At 54.8% G+C, this 16,082-nt stretch carries 17 protein-coding genes; 3 read left to right on the forward strand and 14 right to left on the reverse strand.

The window, feature by feature from the left end:
• Position 1: 1 nt before the first annotated feature.
• Together PSTEL_RS14910 and pdhA are read right to left on the reverse strand one after the other, a co-directional pair.
• Complete coding sequence (locus PSTEL_RS14910) at positions 2-979, reverse strand: alpha-ketoacid dehydrogenase subunit beta (protein WP_038696454.1); 978 nt, start codon at positions 977-979, stop codon at positions 2-4.
• 29 nt (positions 980-1,008) lie between these two features.
• On the reverse strand, positions 1,009-2,076 hold the full coding sequence (gene pdhA, locus PSTEL_RS14915; RefSeq protein ID WP_038696456.1) for a pyruvate dehydrogenase (acetyl-transferring) E1 component subunit alpha: 1,068 nt from the start codon (positions 2,074-2,076) through the stop codon (positions 1,009-1,011).
• Positions 2,077-2,343: 267 nt separating this feature from the next.
• Between pdhA and PSTEL_RS14920 the strand changes: the two genes are divergently transcribed.
• On the forward strand, positions 2,344-3,075 hold the full coding sequence (locus PSTEL_RS14920) for an alpha/beta hydrolase (RefSeq protein WP_038696458.1): 732 nt from the start codon (positions 2,344-2,346) through the stop codon (positions 3,073-3,075).
• A gap of 147 nt (positions 3,076-3,222) precedes the next feature.
• On the opposite strand, the gene PSTEL_RS14925 is transcribed toward PSTEL_RS14920, so the two are convergent.
• On the reverse strand, positions 3,223-3,684 hold the full coding sequence (locus tag PSTEL_RS14925; RefSeq protein ID WP_038696460.1) for a low molecular weight protein-tyrosine-phosphatase: 462 nt from the start codon (positions 3,682-3,684) through the stop codon (positions 3,223-3,225).
• Positions 3,685-3,804: 120 nt separating this feature from the next.
• Between PSTEL_RS14925 and PSTEL_RS14930 the strand changes: the two genes are divergently transcribed.
• Positions 3,805-4,446, forward strand: a complete 642-nt coding sequence (locus PSTEL_RS14930) for a thiamine diphosphokinase (RefSeq protein WP_038696462.1) — start codon at positions 3,805-3,807, stop codon at positions 4,444-4,446.
• 274 nt (positions 4,447-4,720) lie between these two features.
• Positions 4,721-5,224, forward strand: coding sequence for a C40 family peptidase (locus PSTEL_RS14935; protein ID WP_038696464.1), 504 nt, complete (start codon positions 4,721-4,723; stop codon positions 5,222-5,224).
• 19 nt (positions 5,225-5,243) lie between these two features.
• Here the strand turns inward: PSTEL_RS14935 and PSTEL_RS14940 are convergent, their stop codons facing one another.
• The 11 genes from PSTEL_RS14940 to PSTEL_RS14990 all read right to left on the reverse strand — a co-directional run bounded on the left by PSTEL_RS14940 (position 5,244) and on the right by PSTEL_RS14990 (position 16,023).
• Complete coding sequence (locus tag PSTEL_RS14940) at positions 5,244-6,011, reverse strand: response regulator transcription factor (protein WP_052098515.1); 768 nt, start codon at positions 6,009-6,011, stop codon at positions 5,244-5,246.
• 153 nt (positions 6,012-6,164) lie between these two features.
• A complete protein-coding gene (locus PSTEL_RS14945; protein WP_038696466.1) occupies positions 6,165-7,235 on the reverse strand; it encodes a ThiF family adenylyltransferase in 1,071 nt (356 codons plus the stop codon).
• Between the two features lie 276 nt (positions 7,236-7,511).
• Positions 7,512-9,065, reverse strand: a complete 1,554-nt coding sequence (locus PSTEL_RS14950; RefSeq protein ID WP_038696468.1) for an ABC-F family ATP-binding cassette domain-containing protein — start codon at positions 9,063-9,065, stop codon at positions 7,512-7,514.
• 170 nt (positions 9,066-9,235) lie between these two features.
• A complete protein-coding gene (locus tag PSTEL_RS14955) occupies positions 9,236-10,783 on the reverse strand; it encodes a serine/threonine protein kinase (RefSeq protein WP_052098517.1) in 1,548 nt (515 codons plus the stop codon).
• Positions 10,784-10,982: 199 nt separating this feature from the next.
• On the reverse strand, positions 10,983-12,050 hold the full coding sequence (locus tag PSTEL_RS14960; RefSeq protein WP_038696470.1) for an SAM-dependent methyltransferase: 1,068 nt from the start codon (positions 12,048-12,050) through the stop codon (positions 10,983-10,985).
• Positions 12,047-12,829 carry an ABC transporter ATP-binding protein gene (locus PSTEL_RS14965; RefSeq protein ID WP_038696472.1) on the reverse strand — a complete coding sequence of 261 codons (783 nt, stop codon included), beginning with the start codon at positions 12,827-12,829 and terminating at the stop codon, positions 12,047-12,049. Before PSTEL_RS14965 ends, PSTEL_RS14960 begins: the two co-directional genes overlap by 4 nt.
• Positions 12,826-13,167, reverse strand: coding sequence for a thioredoxin family protein (locus PSTEL_RS14970; protein WP_245624965.1), 342 nt, complete (start codon positions 13,165-13,167; stop codon positions 12,826-12,828). The genes PSTEL_RS14965 and PSTEL_RS14970 overlap by 4 nt, the downstream gene beginning before the upstream one ends.
• A complete protein-coding gene (locus PSTEL_RS14975) occupies positions 13,164-13,520 on the reverse strand; it encodes a cyclic-phosphate processing receiver domain-containing protein (protein ID WP_038696474.1) in 357 nt (118 codons plus the stop codon). Before PSTEL_RS14975 ends, PSTEL_RS14970 begins: the two co-directional genes overlap by 4 nt.
• A gap of 15 nt (positions 13,521-13,535) precedes the next feature.
• Entirely contained in the window at positions 13,536-14,387 is an 852-nt protein-coding gene (locus tag PSTEL_RS14980; RefSeq protein WP_052098519.1) for a deoxyribonuclease IV, read from the reverse strand.
• Positions 14,377-15,192, reverse strand: a complete 816-nt coding sequence (locus tag PSTEL_RS14985; RefSeq protein WP_038696478.1) for an Fpg/Nei family DNA glycosylase — start codon at positions 15,190-15,192, stop codon at positions 14,377-14,379. The genes PSTEL_RS14980 and PSTEL_RS14985 overlap by 11 nt, the downstream gene beginning before the upstream one ends.
• Positions 15,193-15,231: 39 nt before the next feature.
• Complete coding sequence (locus PSTEL_RS14990; protein ID WP_245624966.1) at positions 15,232-16,023, reverse strand: HAD-IIA family hydrolase; 792 nt, start codon at positions 16,021-16,023, stop codon at positions 15,232-15,234.
• Positions 16,024-16,082 lie beyond the last annotated feature (59 nt).

Consider the following 16,082-nt stretch of genomic DNA (forward strand, 5'->3'; position numbering starts at 1 on the left):
ATTAGAATTCCAGTACTTTCTTGACGCCGGCAATAATACGCGACGGGTTCGGCAGCCAGGTATCTTCGATCTGGGCAAACGGATATACAGTGTCCGGACCGGTTACGCGGAGAACCGGAGCTTCCAGGTGCAGCAGCGCTTTTTCATTGATCTGAGCAATTACTTCTGCGGCTACGCCGGCGCTCTTCTGGGCTTCCTGAACGACAATTACGCGGTTCGTCTTCTTGACGGATTCGACGATTGTATCGATATCGATCGGGCTGACGGTGCGCAGGTCGATAATTTCGGCCTTGATTCCGCTCTTCTCGAGCTCATCTGCAGCCTTGGTGGCGGTATGTACCATCAGGCCGTAAGCAACGATTGTAACATCGGAGCCTTCGCGCACAACGTTGGCTTTGCCGATCTCAACTGTATAATCCTCTTCCGGAACTTCTGCACGGAATGCATGATAGAGATTCAGATGCTCCATGAAGAATACCGGGTCATTGTCGCGGATAGCGGCAATCATCAAGCCTTTCGCGTCATACGGGTTGGAAGGAATAACAACCTTGATGCCCGGGCTCTGTGCGATCAGGCCTTCCAGGGAGTCGGTGTGAAGCTCTGCCGCTTTTACCCCGCCGCCAAAAGGCGTACGGAATACGATCGGCGCATTATATTTGCCGCCTGTGCGGTAGCGCAGACGAGCAGCTTGAACCACGATTTGGTCCAGCGCTTCAAAGATGAAGCCGACGAACTGAATTTCGGCGATCGGCCGGAAGCCCTGTACGCCAAGTCCGACAGCAAGACCGCCGATTGCGGACTCGGCCAGCGGTGTATCGAATACGCGGTCTTCGCCGAATTCTTTCTGAAGTCCTTCCGTTGCGCGAAATACGCCGCCAACATGGCCTACGTCTTCGCCAAAGATCAGGACATTCGGGTCGCGCTTTAATTCGACGCGCATCGCGTCGCGAATCGCTTCTTTCATATTCATTTGTGCCATAGCCTTCAGTTCCTCCTTATTCAAAATCCTTATTCAAAATCGGCTTTTTGTTCTTCAAGATGCTTCGGCGTCTTCTCGAACATGGAGTCGAGCAGGCCGGGAACGGTCATTTTTTCGGTTTTTTCCGCGATCTTGATTTCTTCGTTAACCTTGGCCTTCGCCTCGTCCTTCACGCGCTGGGTATCTTCGTCGCTCCAGAGTCCTTTGGATCCCAGATACTTCACGACACGCGCGATCGGGTCCTTCTCGTTCCACTCGCCTTCTTCTTCCTTGGTACGATACTTGGAAGCGTCGTCGGACAAGGAGTGCGGACGGAAACGGTACGTTACAGCTTCGATCAGCGTCGGGCCTTCGCCATTGCGTGCGCGCTCTGCGGCTTCACGAACCGCCTGGATGACCGCGAAGATATCCATGCCGTCAACCTTCACGCCGGTAATACCGGCAGCAACCGCTTTATGAGCGATCGATTTGGCAGCCGTCTGCTTCGCGAAAGGAGTCGTGATGGCGTAGCCGTTATTCTGAACAAAGAAAATAACCGGCAGCTTGAAGCGTCCTGCGAAGTTCATGCCTTCGTAGAAATCGCCTTCGGAGGAACCGCCGTCACCGGTATAAGTAATGGCGACTTTCTTCTCATTCTTCAATTTAAAGCCCATTGCAATGCCTGTGGCATGCACGATCTGGGCTCCGATAATAATCTGTGGAGGCAGTACGTTGACATCCTCAGGAATTTCACCGCCGTGTTGATGGCCGCGGGAATAGAGGAATGCCTGGTGAAGCGGAAGTCCGTGCCATACGAGCTGCGGAATATCGCGGTAGCCCGGGCAGACGAAATCTTCCTTCTCAAGTGCGAACTCGCTGCCGACCATAGTTGCTTCCTGTCCGGATGTTGGAGCATAGAAGCCAAGGCGGCCCTGGCGACCCAAGTTAACGGCACGGTCGTCCCAGGTGCGGGTGAAAATCATGCGGTAAGCAATTTCTTTCAATTGATCGTCGGTAAGCGCGGGCATCTTGTCTTTGTTGATCACTTCTCCAGCCGGGGAAAGGACCGAAAGAGCCTCTACATCCTCCGTATAAACTTCGTAAGGAACTTTACTCATTATCTTCACCTCAGCAAAAATATTTGAATAACAATTTGAATATTGGCTGCCTCTGTTATAGAATTATTATACACCTGTTTCTTGTATTTCGTCAAAGGAATACGCATATAATTTAACACCGCGTATACTTTGTATGTATAACAGTATGATGATTTTCATATAACAGATTTGATCATTTTCAATAAGTAAATGATTTTTGCCACAAAATCCATTTTAACTCAACGCGTGAATCAATGCAAAATCCGACAGGAAAGGTGCCGATCTGCCATGGATGAATCTGTTTTTCTGAAACGAACAATTGTCAAACATACCCTTTGGAGCGACCAGCTGCAGGAGAACCGCAAGCTGCGCGTCTACCTTCCGCCCGGCTATAATGAGCTCCTCAGCTATCCCGTTGTATACTGCCAGGACGGTGAAGAGTTCTTCAATTTCGGACGGATCGCGACGATTGCCGGCAGACTCATTCTCGAGGAAGGCGCGGAACCTTTCATAATAGTAGGAGTCGAAGTCAATGTCGCCGTCCGGACGCAGGAGTACGCGCCATTCGGGAGCCGGTTCGACGCCTACCTGAATTGCTTCGCCGAAGAGATTATCCCCTATATCGAAGAGAATTATCCGGTACGCCGTACTCCTTCCGAACGAATTGTTGCCGGCGACTCGCTTGGCGGAAGCGTCTCGCTGCATCTGGCACTGCGTTACCCGAATCTGTTTCATCGGGTTCTCAGCTTGTCGGGAGCCTTCTACCCGCTTACTCTGGAATGGATCGAGGACGAAAGCGACCTGTCCTGGCTCGATATCAACATGGTCGTCGGTCTTCAGGAGCGAGACTACCAGACCGATACGGGCGTCTATGATTTTGTCCAGCTGAACCGCGACGCGAAGCAGCTTCTGGAGGAGCGCGGCGCCAAGGTAGATTACCGGGAGAAGGACGGCCGTCACCTGTGGGGCTTCTGGCAGAAAGAGCTTCCGGAATCGCTCCTCTATTTCTTAAACGCTTGAACAGAGCTTGATAGCCTAAATTCGTGAACAAGTTCTTACAAATTGCAGGATACAGGAACCATGATTGCGCTTTCAAAAGAGGGTGCGGAAGAGAACCTCGTCCTCTTCTTTGTCTTCATTGGCCGATCCAAAGCTTATTCTACATTATTATATCTGCGACTTTAGCTTGTCCAGCAGAACGGAACAGCCTGCATCAACCAGGCGATACACCTCATCGAAATTACCCGTAAAATAAGGATCGGGTACTTCTCTCAGGCTCTCATCCGGCAGCAGATCCATAAAGAACATGATGTTGGCCTTCTCGCTCCCAGGCAGCTTGCGGACATTGGCGCCGTTGGACTGATCCATGCAGATCAAATAGTCGAAGCCGCCAAAGTCCTCCGGGACGACTCTGCGGGCAGCCATGCCTTCATAACTGATTCCGAACGAATCCAGAACGGCTCTCGTGCCTTTATGGGGCGGCTTGCCGATATGCCAGTCCCCCGTTCCGGCCGAATCGACCGAGATTTGGTGCTCCAGCCCGGCCTCCTTCACTTTATGCCGGAGAACCGCCTCGGCCATCGGCGAACGGCAGATGTTGCCCAGACAGACAAACAGCACTTTCAGCATTCAGTTTCCTCCGTAATTCTATATGTAGTGTGCCACCTCTCCATTTTAGCCTTGATGCCGCCAATTGTACAACTCCAGGTTCTGCTTTATACTGAATCAAGTAGTGGAAGGAGGATTGCAATGCCGGTACACAGAGCCGTCATTTTTGCCGGGGGAATTCTGTCAGACCAGTTTCTGAACGAACTTGCACCGGATGATTATATTATTGGCGCAGACCGGGGAGCGCTGTTTCTCGTGAAGAATGGAGTCATCCCGGACCTAGCCGTCGGCGATTTCGATTCCATTACTCCGGATGAATTCAAGCTGATTCAGGACAATTGCGAAAGAGTGATCTCATGCGACTCCGTGGACAAGGATTTGACGGATAGCGAGCTGGCGCTGGATCTCGCTCTGGAGGAGCAGCCCGAGGAGATTTTGCTGCTGGGGGTCACAGGCACCCGTATCGATCAGACGCTGGCCTGTATTCAGATGATGACCCGCCCGCTTCAGCGCCAGATTCGCTGCACTGCCATGGATCTTCACAATTATATTACCCTGACGGGATCGCAGGCTCTGGTACAGGAACGGGGTTATCAATATGTATCGCTGCTTCCGATCACACCCGAGGTCACCGGCATAACGCTGCAGGGCTTTAAATACCCTCTTGAGGGGGCAACATTGAAGCTCGGTATGTCGCTGGCTGTCAGCAACCAGCTGATCGCTCCGACTGGCACGGTAACCATCGAGAGCGGCCTGCTGCTGATCATCCAGAGCAGGGATTAGCCTGTCTGAATCCATACAGCTTTGTAACCAATTCGCAGATTCGAAAAAGACGAGAAACCTTTGTATACCAAGGGTTTTCCGTCTTTTTTGTATGCCATCCGATGTAAAGATTAATTTTTTGTAACTTTTAATTGAATTTTAATAAATCGCTTACAGTCCTTGCGCCGCGCTGGTTCACGCCCTCCGATCCAAAATTTAGGTGACCTCCCACCTGTTATACTACATTCAAGCCAAGCAGCTAGACTTGGACAAACATCTTTGGAGGTACTACAACATGAAGAAAACAACATTGATCCAAAAGGCGATTGTCGTAGGCGTATGCACCGCTCTGGGCTTCGGAGGAGTGATGGCCGGTGGAGTAGCGACTCCAACCGCACAGGCGGCTTCGGCATCTTCTACCGCTTCCAATATCATTTCGTTCGGCAAAAAATTTATGGGCACACCTTATAGATTCGGAGCTTCGACGTCCACAACCCGTTATTTCGACTGCTCTTCCTTTACGAAGTACATTTTCAAGAAATACGGCGTGGATCTTCCGCGTACATCAGTTGCTCAATCCAAGGTCGGCAAAGCCGTCTCCAAATCGAACCTTAAGGCAGGCGATCTGGTCTTCTTCTCCAGCGGCGCCCGTGCCAACGGTAAAAATGTAACACATGTTGCGGTATACATTGGCGGAGGCAAAATTCTTCATACCTACGGTTCCCCGGGGGTAACAGTTTCCAACCTTAACGCCGGCAATTGGAAAAAAACATACTTGAAAGCACGCCGCGTTCTGTAAACCAAGCAGGTAACGAAAATTACGAATACGGCGCCGTTTCCGGCGCCCTGATTACATAGCCAGCACCCCTAACTGTATAGATCAGCTTCTGCCGGTATCCTTTGTCAACCTTCATCCGAAGATGCCGGATGTACACATCGACCACATTCGTGCCGGCGTGAAAATGATAACCCCATACCTGACGGAGTATCATTTCGCGGGTACAGATTTCTCCGCAGTTCTCGGCGAGATAATACAGAAGGGCGAACTCTTTGGAAGTAAGCTGCAGATTTCGCCCTTCACGCACCGCGCTTCGGCGGGGACGGTCCAGCACCAGTCCTCCGATCTTCAGCACGGACTTCCGGCTGCGGATGCCTGCCAGTTCGAGCAGGTTCATAATCCGTGCGGCCAATTCCCCCGCATGCAGCGGATAAGTCATATAATCATTTGCTCCCGACTTCAGGGACGCTGCCGCTGCATCGCCGCCACGCACCCCCGAAACGGCCAACACAGGGAGGCGTATGCCGTCTTCCCTGACTGTGTCGACGACCCGCCATCCTTCCCAACTTGGCACATCCTCAAGCTGGACGAGGAGCAGTGAAGCATCTCCGTGCTTCAGAATCTCACCGAGCTGCTCCGTTTGGCTGCAGGTCAGAACATGCATGCCGGTATCGTCCAGTACCTGAGTTATCAGTGATGTCTCCGGAGATATTTCCTTCCCGATTGTCTCCGGGTCTTCATCTTTCCCGGCGGTGATGCGTTCATCCCGGGCCCTTTCTCCGGTATACCAGATGATGTTCTCATTCATCCTGCTTCCCCCATATCACTCCGCTTCCGGTTATATGAAGCGCAATAGGCGTATGGGTTCTAGGATACCCCCATGACAAAACGGCCATTCCTGTACAGGATGGCCGTTTTGTCATGACGCTGTATTGAATTTAGACTCATACTCCTACCCCGATTAGCCGAAGTAACGGTGATAGACGCTCCTCGCAGCCGAGATGTCATTCGTACCGTGGATCAGCGCTCTCCCGTCCCCGAAGACCACCACCCGGTAGTCCCCCTCATGAAAGGAGACCAGATACGGATTGCTCTCCACATTGCCAATGCCAAGCCGTTCAAGACGGTTGGCCGTCTCCGGTAGCGACAGCTTGCCGCGTACGGCCGGACGAATCTGTACCGTGTTGCGTCCGCACAGCACATCGCTCCGCTCTGTATTTGCTGCGGACAAGTACGGATATACCGGTTCCTGACCGCATGAAGGGCAATTACTCTTGCGGGCTGCCGATACCCCGATCTCCTGATACTCATTGCTCCATACGTCAAAAGTCAGCAGCTTGCCGCGAAGCTTGTCCTTTTTCCCGCCGAGGAGCTTGACAGCTTCCATAGTGGCATGGGAGACCACCATTTGCACCGCTTGAGGGAGAATTCCGGCCGTATCGCAGGTGTCTCCGCCAAGCGGAACAGTGCCGAGCAGACAGTTCAGACAAGGTGTCTCTCCCGGCAAAAATGTATAGCTGACGCCATAGCTGGCAACGCAAGCTCCGTAAATCCAGGGGATACCCTTCTTCTGGGCGATGTCGTTCAGAATGAGCCTTGTGTCAAAGTTATCCGTTGCGTCCATAATCAGATCCACGCCTTCGGCCAGCTCCTCCAGCTCTTCGGCCCGTACATCCAGGATATGGCTTTCTACAATTACATCGGAGTTGATGGACGACAGGCGCGCCTTCGCCGCCGCCGCTTTGGGCGTCCGGTTGGCCGCATCCTCTTCCGTGTACAGCGTCTGCCGCTGCAGATTGCTCCACTCGACATAATCGCGGTCGACGATGATCACCCGTCCCGTACCGCTGCGTACGAGAGTCTCGGCCATGCCTGTCCCAAGCGCGCCCGCTCCAACGATGAGCACTGCCGAATCCGCGAGCCGGTGCTGGCCTTCCTCGCCGAAGGGGGCAAATCTAACCTGACGGGAATACCGTCCGTCTCTGCCGCCGGCTGTGGCAGCGGACTGTTCTCTATCTGTCACTCTCTCCATCCCGATCCTCCTCCAAACTCAAGGATAAACGCCATACGGCGTCCTTTAGGCGCCAAACGTTTACCGAGAAATAGAAGACCTCTTATAAGCAATAACTTATACAGTCTTATATTTTGAAAAAGCCCGGGATCCGCTCATGCTGAGCCGCTTCCCGGACTTATTGTTCAGGTTGGCATCCAACCTTCATCTCATGTTTCAAATGACTAGCGCGCCTTCCGGGCAGCTGGCGGTGCTATAACGAGTTGTAGACATTATATACGCTCCGCCCGTATTGCGCTATACGGATTGTGTGGACCACTGCTCCACATTCCATGTCTTCGTCACCCAATCCTCATAAAAATCAGGTTCATGGGATACAAGCAGCACGGTACCCTTATATTCTTTAAGCGCGCGCTTGAGCTCTTCCTTCGCCACGACGTCCAAATGGTTCGTCGGTTCGTCAAAGAGAATCCAGTTGCTCTCGCGCATCATCAGCTTGCAGAGCCGCACCTTCGCCTGCTCTCCCCCGCTGAGCATGTTCAGCGGACGGGTAATGTGCTCATTCTTCAAGCCGCAGCGGGCCAGATGCGCGCGCACCTCATGCTGATTCAGGCTTGAGAACTCATTCCATACGTCGTCGATCGGCGTAATGTTGCCAGCCTTGACTTCCTGCTGGAAGTAGGCGGGATTCAGGAAATCGCCAAGATAAGTCTTGCCGCTGATCGGCGGAATAACGCCGAGAATGGTCTTCAGCAGTGTTGATTTACCCACACCATTGCAGCCGACGATGGCGATCTTCTCGCCCCGCTCGATCGTCATGTTCATCTTGGGGAGCAGCGGACGGTCATAGCCGATCTCGAAATCGATGCCCTCGAACACCGTCTTGCCGCTCGCCCGGCTCTCCTTGAACTGGAACACCGGTTTAACCGCTTCCTCCGGCTTGTCGATCCGTTCCAGGCGGTCAAGCTGCTTCTCGCGGCTCTTCGCCCGGCCGGAAGTAGAATAACGTGCTTTGTTGCGCGCGATGAAATCTTCCTGCTTCTTGATGAACTCCTGCTGCTTCTCATAAGCTTCAATATGCTGGGTCTTGTTAATATACGCCATATCCAGGAACTTCTCATAATTCGCTGTGTACCGGGTCAGCTTCGCAAATTCCAGATGGTAGACGACATTTACGACCTTGTTCATGAATTCCGAATCATGAGAAATGAGAACGAAGGCGTATGGATAATTCTTCAGATAATTCGTCAGCCATTCGATATGCTCCACGTCCAAATAGTTCGTCGGTTCGTCAAGCAGCAGCACATTCGGCTTCTCCAGAAGAAGCTTTGCCAGCAGCACCTTCGTCCGTTGGCCCCCGCTAAGTGCGGACACGTCGCGGTCCAGGCCGATGACCGACAGACCAAGACCGTTGGCCATTTCTTCGACCTTCACATCGATAAGATAAAAATCACCGATTTCGAGCTGCTCCTGGATTTCGCCCATCTCTTCCAGCAGTACTTCCAGTTCCTCCGGAGTGGCGTCCGCCATCTTGTCGGTGATCGACATCATTTCCTTCTCCAGCTCCAGCAGCGGCAGGAACGCATCTTTCAGTACGTCGCGCACCGTCTTGCCAGGGGTAAGCACCGTGTGCTGGTCCAGATAGCCATAACGCACTTTCGGCGTCCATTCCACCTTGCCGCTGTCCTTCAACAGCTTGCCTGTCAAAATATTCATCAGCGTCGATTTGCCAACGCCGTTCGCTCCCACCAGTCCGACATGCTCTCCAGCCAACAGCCGGAAGGATACATTCTTGAACAGCTGACGCTCCCCGAAATTATGGGCTACATCTTCAACAGTAAGTAAACTCATCGTTTCTCTTTAAGCTCCTATCTATACTTAAAATCAGGAATAATCCGTGTTGGATACAACGATTAATTTTAGCATATCTCAGATATTTTACGAAACTAAAAAGTTCACTTTCCATCACTTTTCATTCCCCGGCATGTTACCCGAAACGGCTGCTCCGGCAGCTTACAGCTTTATCTACGGAAAAAGCGCTTCTTCTTATACGCCTTATACGCCGATTCAATCGCCGCGCCTTCCCGCAGATCGCTCACCAAAGGCTCCAGAATGCCGCGCAGAACATCCTCCAGGGCCCCGCCGCACTCGAAGGGATCGGGCTGGCAGGGCAGCCCGTATACGTCCCGGGTCTGCAGCAGCCCGCGCAGCCTGCACTCGTCGTTGCCACCGGCCAGTGACAGGCCGATCACAGTGTCCCCGGCATCCGGGCGCCAATCAACTCGCTCCAGCGCCTGGAGCGTCTCTTTCAGGCGCCAGAGCGATGCCGAAGCGAGGAGCAGGCTGACATCGGCCAGCCTGCGATCCTCCTCGGCCCGGCCGTACCGGCCTGTGCCGAGGTCGAGCACGACGACGCGGAACCCTGCGGTCAGTTCCGCGAGATCGCTGTCCGGCAGAAGCTTCAAGCAGCGGACGCCGGACAGCTCAAAGCCTGCGCCCGCGTCCGGCCCGCTGCGGACGCCAGGCGGAGCCGCCGCTTCGCGCAGGCGGCTCCAGGCGCCGGAAGCCGGGTCGCATTCGACCCAGGCGACCGGCCCGGCGCAGGGCCTGGCCAGCGCATGCGCGGCGGCCAGGGAGACATGCGTCGCGCCGAGGCCCGGCGCGGCACCCAGCACCGCGAGCCGCCGGCATGGCGGCGGTGCGGGCTGCGCTGTCAGGCCAGGCAGGGCAGGCCTGACGCTGGCGCTGCTGCCGCGGAGGCCGCTCCGCTCCCGCGGCAGCAAGCTCTGAAGCGCCGCGGCTGCGTCAGCGGCGCTTTCGTACCGGTCCTCCGGCCTTGGGCGAAGCAGCTTCCGCAGGAAGGGGACCAGTCCGGCCGGAGTCCGGCCCTCCAGTCTCCGTTCCATGCCCGGAGACCATTCACTGGCTGTACCGCCTGTCGCCAGGTACAGCAGCAGCGCCCCGAGACCGTAGAGATCGGAACGGGCATCGGTCTGCCCGCCGCCGTACTGCTCGGGTGCGGCAAACCCTACCGTCCCCAGCTTGACGGTATCGCTCAAGGCATCGCTGCGGTGACGGCGGGCGATGCCGAAGTCGATCAGCATCAGGCCGTTCTCCGGCGTCAGCATGATGTTGGAGGGCTTGAGATCACGGTATACGATCGGCGGACGGAGACCGTGGAGATATTGCAGCACCTCCAGCAACTCGCTCGCAAAAACAGGCAGCACATCGGGAGGCATCTTCCCGTTCACCGACTTCAAATAACGGTCAAGGGTCACCCCTTCGATATAGTCCATTACCAGGTAGGCATAGCCGTCCTCGTCCGGCGGGAAGAAATCGGCAATCCTTGGCAGCCGTCTATGGGATAGTCCGGTCAGCAGCTCTGCCTCGGACCGCAGCGCTTCTCCATCCTGAAGTCCCGCCGTTTCTTTAACTGCCCAGCGCTTGCCGGGAAGCTTAAGATCCTCCGCCTCATGAACATGGCTTTCGCCGCCGGAACCGATCATACCACTAATGATATACCGCCCGCCGAGCGTGGCGCCGGGCGCAAGCTTTGTCTGATAACGCATATGCAATCTCCTCCTGAGCGCGGGATTATATTGTACACTCATTTAATTTATCTCATTAATATTTAATCCTATGATCTTCATAGTTCTTGCTTTCGGAACCCAGTCAGACACAACAAAAATCCCGCCAAACCGGCGCTTAACCCTAGCGCACGATTCGGCGGGATGCTTTCCCGTCCTCGATTTTTATTATTTTATGCCGTTAATATTTAATCATATAAACTGTAACTTCATCGCGGTTGTGAAACAGCTGCTTCACCCGCTGAATCTGCATCCGTTCGTTCTCGAACATGGCGGTAATCTCTTTGATCAGCGCCATTGGCTTCTTCGTGAGCAGCTTGATCGTCACCACCGCCATTCCGCCTGTAACGAGGCTGTACAGCAGGCCAGAGACCAGCTTGGCCATCAGCTTCGGATTCCAGCTCATGTCGCAGACGAGGAGGTCAAATTCATTTTCCCTGAACTTGACTTCTCCGGCGTTCTTGCGGAGCACCTTAAGTGCCGGATGATCACCAAGCGAATCATGCATTCGCGCCGGATCGACAGCGGTAACCGAGAGGCCCCGCTCAAGCAGGAACGAAGTCCAGCCTCCGGGTGCGGCTCCGATATCGAGCCCCTTGCGGAATGCCGCGAAATCAATCCCGAATTCCTTCTCCGCTTCCATCAGCTTGAATTTCGCCCGGGAGATTTGTCCGTCCTCCCGCCGGAACCGGATCGCTCCGCCGTTCCAGTCGGACAAATTGTCCTCCGGCCGGGATATCCCGGCATACAGGGCGCTGCCGGTGACATAGACCGACACGATCCAGACCGGCTGCTGCACGCTGAACTCCGCGGCGACGTCTTCCAGACCGGCCTGCAGCAGCTCCCGCAGCTCGCCGGGACTCTCGGTCCAGAACGAGTCGTCGGTCTTGCGCGCCTGCAGGGCAATCACTTCGCCGCTGAGCTCGGTCCGGCGGCTTAAGTAGACCGCCAGCCGGTCCAGCGCCTCCCGGCTTCCTTCATCCTGAAATTGAACCGGCTGAATATGCCGGAGAAAGACCGGAGGATTATCGCTCAATCTCCGGGTCGCTTCCTCTGGCTCGGCATGCAGCGTAGCCAGGAACACTTCGCCGGGCACCAGAAGGGTGCTTTTGACAGAACCGAACAGACGGCGCAGTTCTTCCTGTGCGTACGGTGCGAACCCATGGTTCGCCGTACAGATGAAGCGCGAGGACACCCCGCTTCCCTCTTGGAGCTTGTTCTGTTCTTCGTTTGGGATATGCTCGTTCAAATGGACAACCCTCTCCGTTTTATTTTAATCCAGGGACGTTCATCCTCCCATTCAATATCCACAGGCAGCTCATAGGCGGCGAGCATAAGCTCGTTGTTCAGCACCTCCCGCTTCGGTCCGGCTCCCGCCAGCTTGCCGGCACGAATCAGCGCTACATGGGTGAAGAGCGGCACAATCTCCTCCACATGATGGGTCACATAGACCACCGTCACGTTGCGCCGGTTTAGCTTATCCACTTCCGCGAGCATCTTCTCGCGTTCGTACAGATCAAGGCCGGCGCATGGCTCGTCCATGATGAGCAGCTTGGGGTCCGCCATTAGGCACCGGGCCAGCATAGCCTTCTTGCGTTCGCCCTGGGACAGTGTGCCAAAAGCATGATCTGCAAGTCCGCCCATACTCATATCCTCAAGAAGACCGATCGCCTTCGCTTTGACTTCGCCTGGGATGCTCTGATAGAAACGGAGATACGCATAAGCGCCCGTAGCCACTACTTCCCAGACGGGATCGCGAAGCGTCAGCTTCTCCATCAGAGACGGTCCGATATACCCGATCTCCTTGCGGACCTCGCGCAGATCGACTTGGCCGTATGTGTGGCCCAATACTTGCACGGTTCCGCTGCTGGGGAATAGATAGCCGGTCATCATTTCGAGCAGCGTCGTCTTGCCCGAGCCGTTCCGCCCGAGAATGACCCAGTTCTCGCCCTCCCTGATCTCAAGAGACACATCGTCCAGGATGAGGTTGTCCTCTCTGCGCAGCGTCAAATGCTGCAATGAAATCATGATGAATTCTCACTCCTTATATAACCCAGAACCGTCTCCACCGAATGAAAGCGATAATGAATAGCAGGCGGCACGGTCCGGTCCCGGTTTAAAATGAGCAGCGCCGGTATACCCGATATCCGGTAACGGGATACCAGCTCAGGCAGCATATTGATATTGCCCGATACGAGCTGAATCTCTTCGGGGATAAGCAGGTCCGCTACCTCCAGCATCCTTTTGGCAGCTTTGCAGGTTCCGCAAAAAGGAGACTGCAGGAACACAGCAAGCGGCCTGTCCCCTTCTGCTATTAGCTCCAGCAGTTCTTTTTCGTCCAACTCCTTGATGACATAAGCGTTCATCGAGTGCTTCCTCCGGCGGGCTCCTCACCAGACAGTCTCAGAAGCCGTTCGTAAGGGATGGGACCGTTCACAAGAATCGTCTCAGCCGGGCAGGCCGGGTACAACGTCTCGAACATTTCTTTTCTGCCCAGAACGCTTGAAGAATGAAGATAAATCTCTCTCGGGAACAGCCGTTCCAGCACGATCATTCGCGCGGCATAGCCTCCGGTATCTTCTCCCGGCCCCATTTCATAATCGAGAGACAGAATTCCGACCTCGCATTCCCGGAGCATCAGCAGGCATTCCTCCACCGTTCTGGCCAGGGCAAAGCCCTCAGGGGCTCTGCGCGCATCGTCCATGTAAATATGCAGCATGACCCGTTCGCCCCCCTACTCAAACCACGACCGTACCGTGTCCATTTCGTCCTGATGAGTACCGTCTTCGCCCTTTTCCGTCTCCAGAACCCAAGGCTTGCCGCAGAACGGCTCAGAGAGCAAAAGATCCTTCAGCCCCTTCTGGCCGATCAGCCCTTTGCCGATTCTGGCATGACGGTCTTTTTTGTTACCGAACGGATATTTGGAGTCATTCAGATGAACGGCCGCCAGATGATCCCAATATCCAAGCATGATTCCCTTCTCCAGCAGCTCATCGCTGCGCTCGGGGTTCCAAAGGCCGGACGCAAAGGCGTGGCATGTATCGAAGCAAAATCCGATCTTCTCCGGATACTTGCTTAGCTCGCGCACCTTGATCAGCTCTTCCAGCGTCGTGCCTTCAAATCCGCCGTTACCGGCCTGGTTCTCGATCAGCAGCTTGGCGGAGCCGTGCCAGGACTCCAGCGTTTCATTCATACATTGTATAATATTTTGATAGCCCTGTAACGGCATGATGTTCTGAAAATGCCCGAAATGAACGACAATGCCCACCGAACCGCAGGCTTCGGCGATGTCCAGATCATTGCGGAGCGAAGCCGTCATTACGCTTCTTCCGGGTCCGGGACCGGTGTCAGACACCGCCATATTGGTCGGGTAAGGGGTATGCGCAATGGAGACGAGTCCATGCTCCCGGCAAAAACCCGCGCATTCGCCGGCATCCCGGATATCGGCTTGCTTCAGCTGAAGGCTTCGCGGATTCTTCGGAAAATACTGAAAGCAGCCCGCTCCGGCTTTCCAGGCACTCTTTGCCGCTTGCGCATAACCGCCCTTGATGCTGACATGCGCCCCGATGACCGGTTTAGTGCTCATGCTGGCAATCCGGGCAATAAAATACTTTCCGTCCCGACTGCTCTTCCTTCCGGATGGTCCCGCCGCAGCGGACACAGGTTTCCCCGCCTCTGTCGTAGACCTTGCACTGGTCGTTATAGGCTCCGGTGACGGTATCGCCCGTCATAAAAGGCATTTCCATATAACCGCCGATATCCGCCGCATCGCTCAATGTCTTGCGTACAGCCTGGTACAAGCGGCTTACCGTCTCGTCAGGCATGCCCTGAACAGGAGCCGAGGGCAGAAGACCTGCCTCGAACGCGATTTCATCGGCGTAGCAGTTGCCGATCCCGGCAACAACAGACTGATTTACCAGCACGCTTTTCAGCGAACCGCGTCTTCCCTTCAGTCTCAGGGCGAATTTGTCTTCGGTCAGCTTCCGGTCCATGATGTCCGGCCCCAGCTTGGCCAGCGCCTCTTCGGTCTGCTTGACTGTCAGGAAATGCATATAGCCAAGTCGCAATCCCATGATATACAAAATTTGTTCCCCAAAATGAAGCTCAATCTGCGTCGTGCGGTTCGGCCGTTCCTCTTCGGTTCCGTAGAACAGCAGCCCGCCCAGCATCAAATGCAGAAGCAGTCTTTTTCCGTCCTGCAGATGAAAAATCAGATTCTTCCCCCTGCGCTCGACGAAAACGATCCGTACTCCGGTCAGACTCGCCTTAAACACCTCGGGTTCGACATTCAGAGACTTGTCCCTGTTCACCGTCACTCCGGTAATCGGCAGGTTGATGATATGCTGCGACAGCAGCCTGCGGTAGTTCTCCATTTCCGGATATTCCGGCATAATTACATCTTCCTCCCTGATTGTGATGCAGCTCTGCCATTATACACCAAGCAGCGTGCGCAATTCAGCCAAATCGCCGCAAATTTCGTCCGGAGTTACGCCGGTAAGCTCCTTGTAATGATCCAGATTGCCGGTTGTCGTTACGCCGGTCAGGACGAGAATCGTCCGGCAGCCCGCATGGGCGCCGGCTGCAATATCGGTACGCATGTTATCGCCTACCACGACCGCATCTGACGGCTCGATTCCAAGCCGGGCGGCAGCATAGGAGACCAAATGGCGCTTCGGCTTGCCGATTACGACCGGAGCCACACCTGTTGCGGCCTCAATAGCAGCGCCAAGGGTGCCCGCGCCAGGCACCATCCCGTCGTCGGACGGAAGCATCAGGTCCGGGTTCGTCAGCACAAAGCTCGCGCCGTCCGTGATCCATCTGGCCGCTCTGGTCAGCGAATGGTATGTAAACGACCGGTCAATCCCCTGGATGACATACTGCGGCTGCTCTTCCACAAGTGCAAGTCCCGCTTCCAGACAAGCCTGCCTAAGTCCCTCTTCCCCCAGTATCGCCACGGACGCACCTGGCGATTCTTCCGCTACATATGCGGCTGCCGCCAGCGAAGATGTACAGACCTCCCGCTCATGCGCTTCAATGCCCATTGCACGAAGATGCTCCGCAACACCGGCCGGAGTCCGGGATGAATTGTTGGTCACGAACAGAAAGGGGATTTCTTTGGCTCTAAGGCCAGATATTAACGAATCCGCGCCGGGAATCATAATACCGCCGTGAAACAGCGTGCCGTCCAAATCCAGGAGCAGCCCTTTGATTTCACTAATCATTCTTAACACCTCTCCCATTCATTTCAGAGATTATTCATAGGGTTAAACGTCCGCAAATC

It is taken from the genome of Paenibacillus stellifer (assembly GCF_000758685.1).
Lineage (GTDB): Bacteria > Bacillota > Bacilli > Paenibacillales > Paenibacillaceae > Paenibacillus_AQ > Paenibacillus_AQ stellifer.

Excerpts from the sequence above, each read along its gene's own strand:
- PSTEL_RS14910 (WP_038696454.1), bottom strand. The coding sequence starts at position 979 with ATGGCACAAATGAATATGAAAGAAGCGATTCGCGACGCGATGCGCGTC.
- pdhA (WP_038696456.1), bottom strand. The coding sequence starts at position 2,076 with ATGAGTAAAGTTCCTTACGAAGTTTATACGGAGGATGTAGAGGCTCTT.
- PSTEL_RS14920 (WP_038696458.1), top strand. The coding sequence starts at position 2,344 with ATGGATGAATCTGTTTTTCTGAAACGAACAATTGTCAAACATACCCTT.
- PSTEL_RS14925 (WP_038696460.1), bottom strand. The coding sequence starts at position 3,684 with ATGCTGAAAGTGCTGTTTGTCTGTCTGGGCAACATCTGCCGTTCGCCG.
- PSTEL_RS14930 (WP_038696462.1), top strand. The coding sequence starts at position 3,805 with ATGCCGGTACACAGAGCCGTCATTTTTGCCGGGGGAATTCTGTCAGAC.
- PSTEL_RS14935 (WP_038696464.1), top strand. The coding sequence starts at position 4,721 with ATGAAGAAAACAACATTGATCCAAAAGGCGATTGTCGTAGGCGTATGC.
- PSTEL_RS14940 (WP_052098515.1), bottom strand. The coding sequence starts at position 6,011 with ATGAATGAGAACATCATCTGGTATACCGGAGAAAGGGCCCGGGATGAA.
- PSTEL_RS14945 (WP_038696466.1), bottom strand. The coding sequence starts at position 7,235 with ATGGAGAGAGTGACAGATAGAGAACAGTCCGCTGCCACAGCCGGCGGC.
- PSTEL_RS14950 (WP_038696468.1), bottom strand. The coding sequence starts at position 9,065 with ATGAGTTTACTTACTGTTGAAGATGTAGCCCATAATTTCGGGGAGCGT.
- PSTEL_RS14955 (WP_052098517.1), bottom strand. The coding sequence starts at position 10,783 with ATGCGTTATCAGACAAAGCTTGCGCCCGGCGCCACGCTCGGCGGGCGG.
- PSTEL_RS14965 (WP_038696472.1), bottom strand. The coding sequence starts at position 12,829 with ATGATTTCATTGCAGCATTTGACGCTGCGCAGAGAGGACAACCTCATC.
- PSTEL_RS14970 (WP_245624965.1), bottom strand. The coding sequence starts at position 13,167 with ATGAACGCTTATGTCATCAAGGAGTTGGACGAAAAAGAACTGCTGGAG.
- PSTEL_RS14975 (WP_038696474.1), bottom strand. The coding sequence starts at position 13,520 with ATGCTGCATATTTACATGGACGATGCGCGCAGAGCCCCTGAGGGCTTT.
- PSTEL_RS14980 (WP_052098519.1), bottom strand. The coding sequence starts at position 14,387 with ATGAGCACTAAACCGGTCATCGGGGCGCATGTCAGCATCAAGGGCGGT.
- PSTEL_RS14985 (WP_038696478.1), bottom strand. The coding sequence starts at position 15,192 with ATGCCGGAATATCCGGAAATGGAGAACTACCGCAGGCTGCTGTCGCAG.
- PSTEL_RS14990 (WP_245624966.1), bottom strand. The coding sequence starts at position 16,023 with ATGATTAGTGAAATCAAAGGGCTGCTCCTGGATTTGGACGGCACGCTG.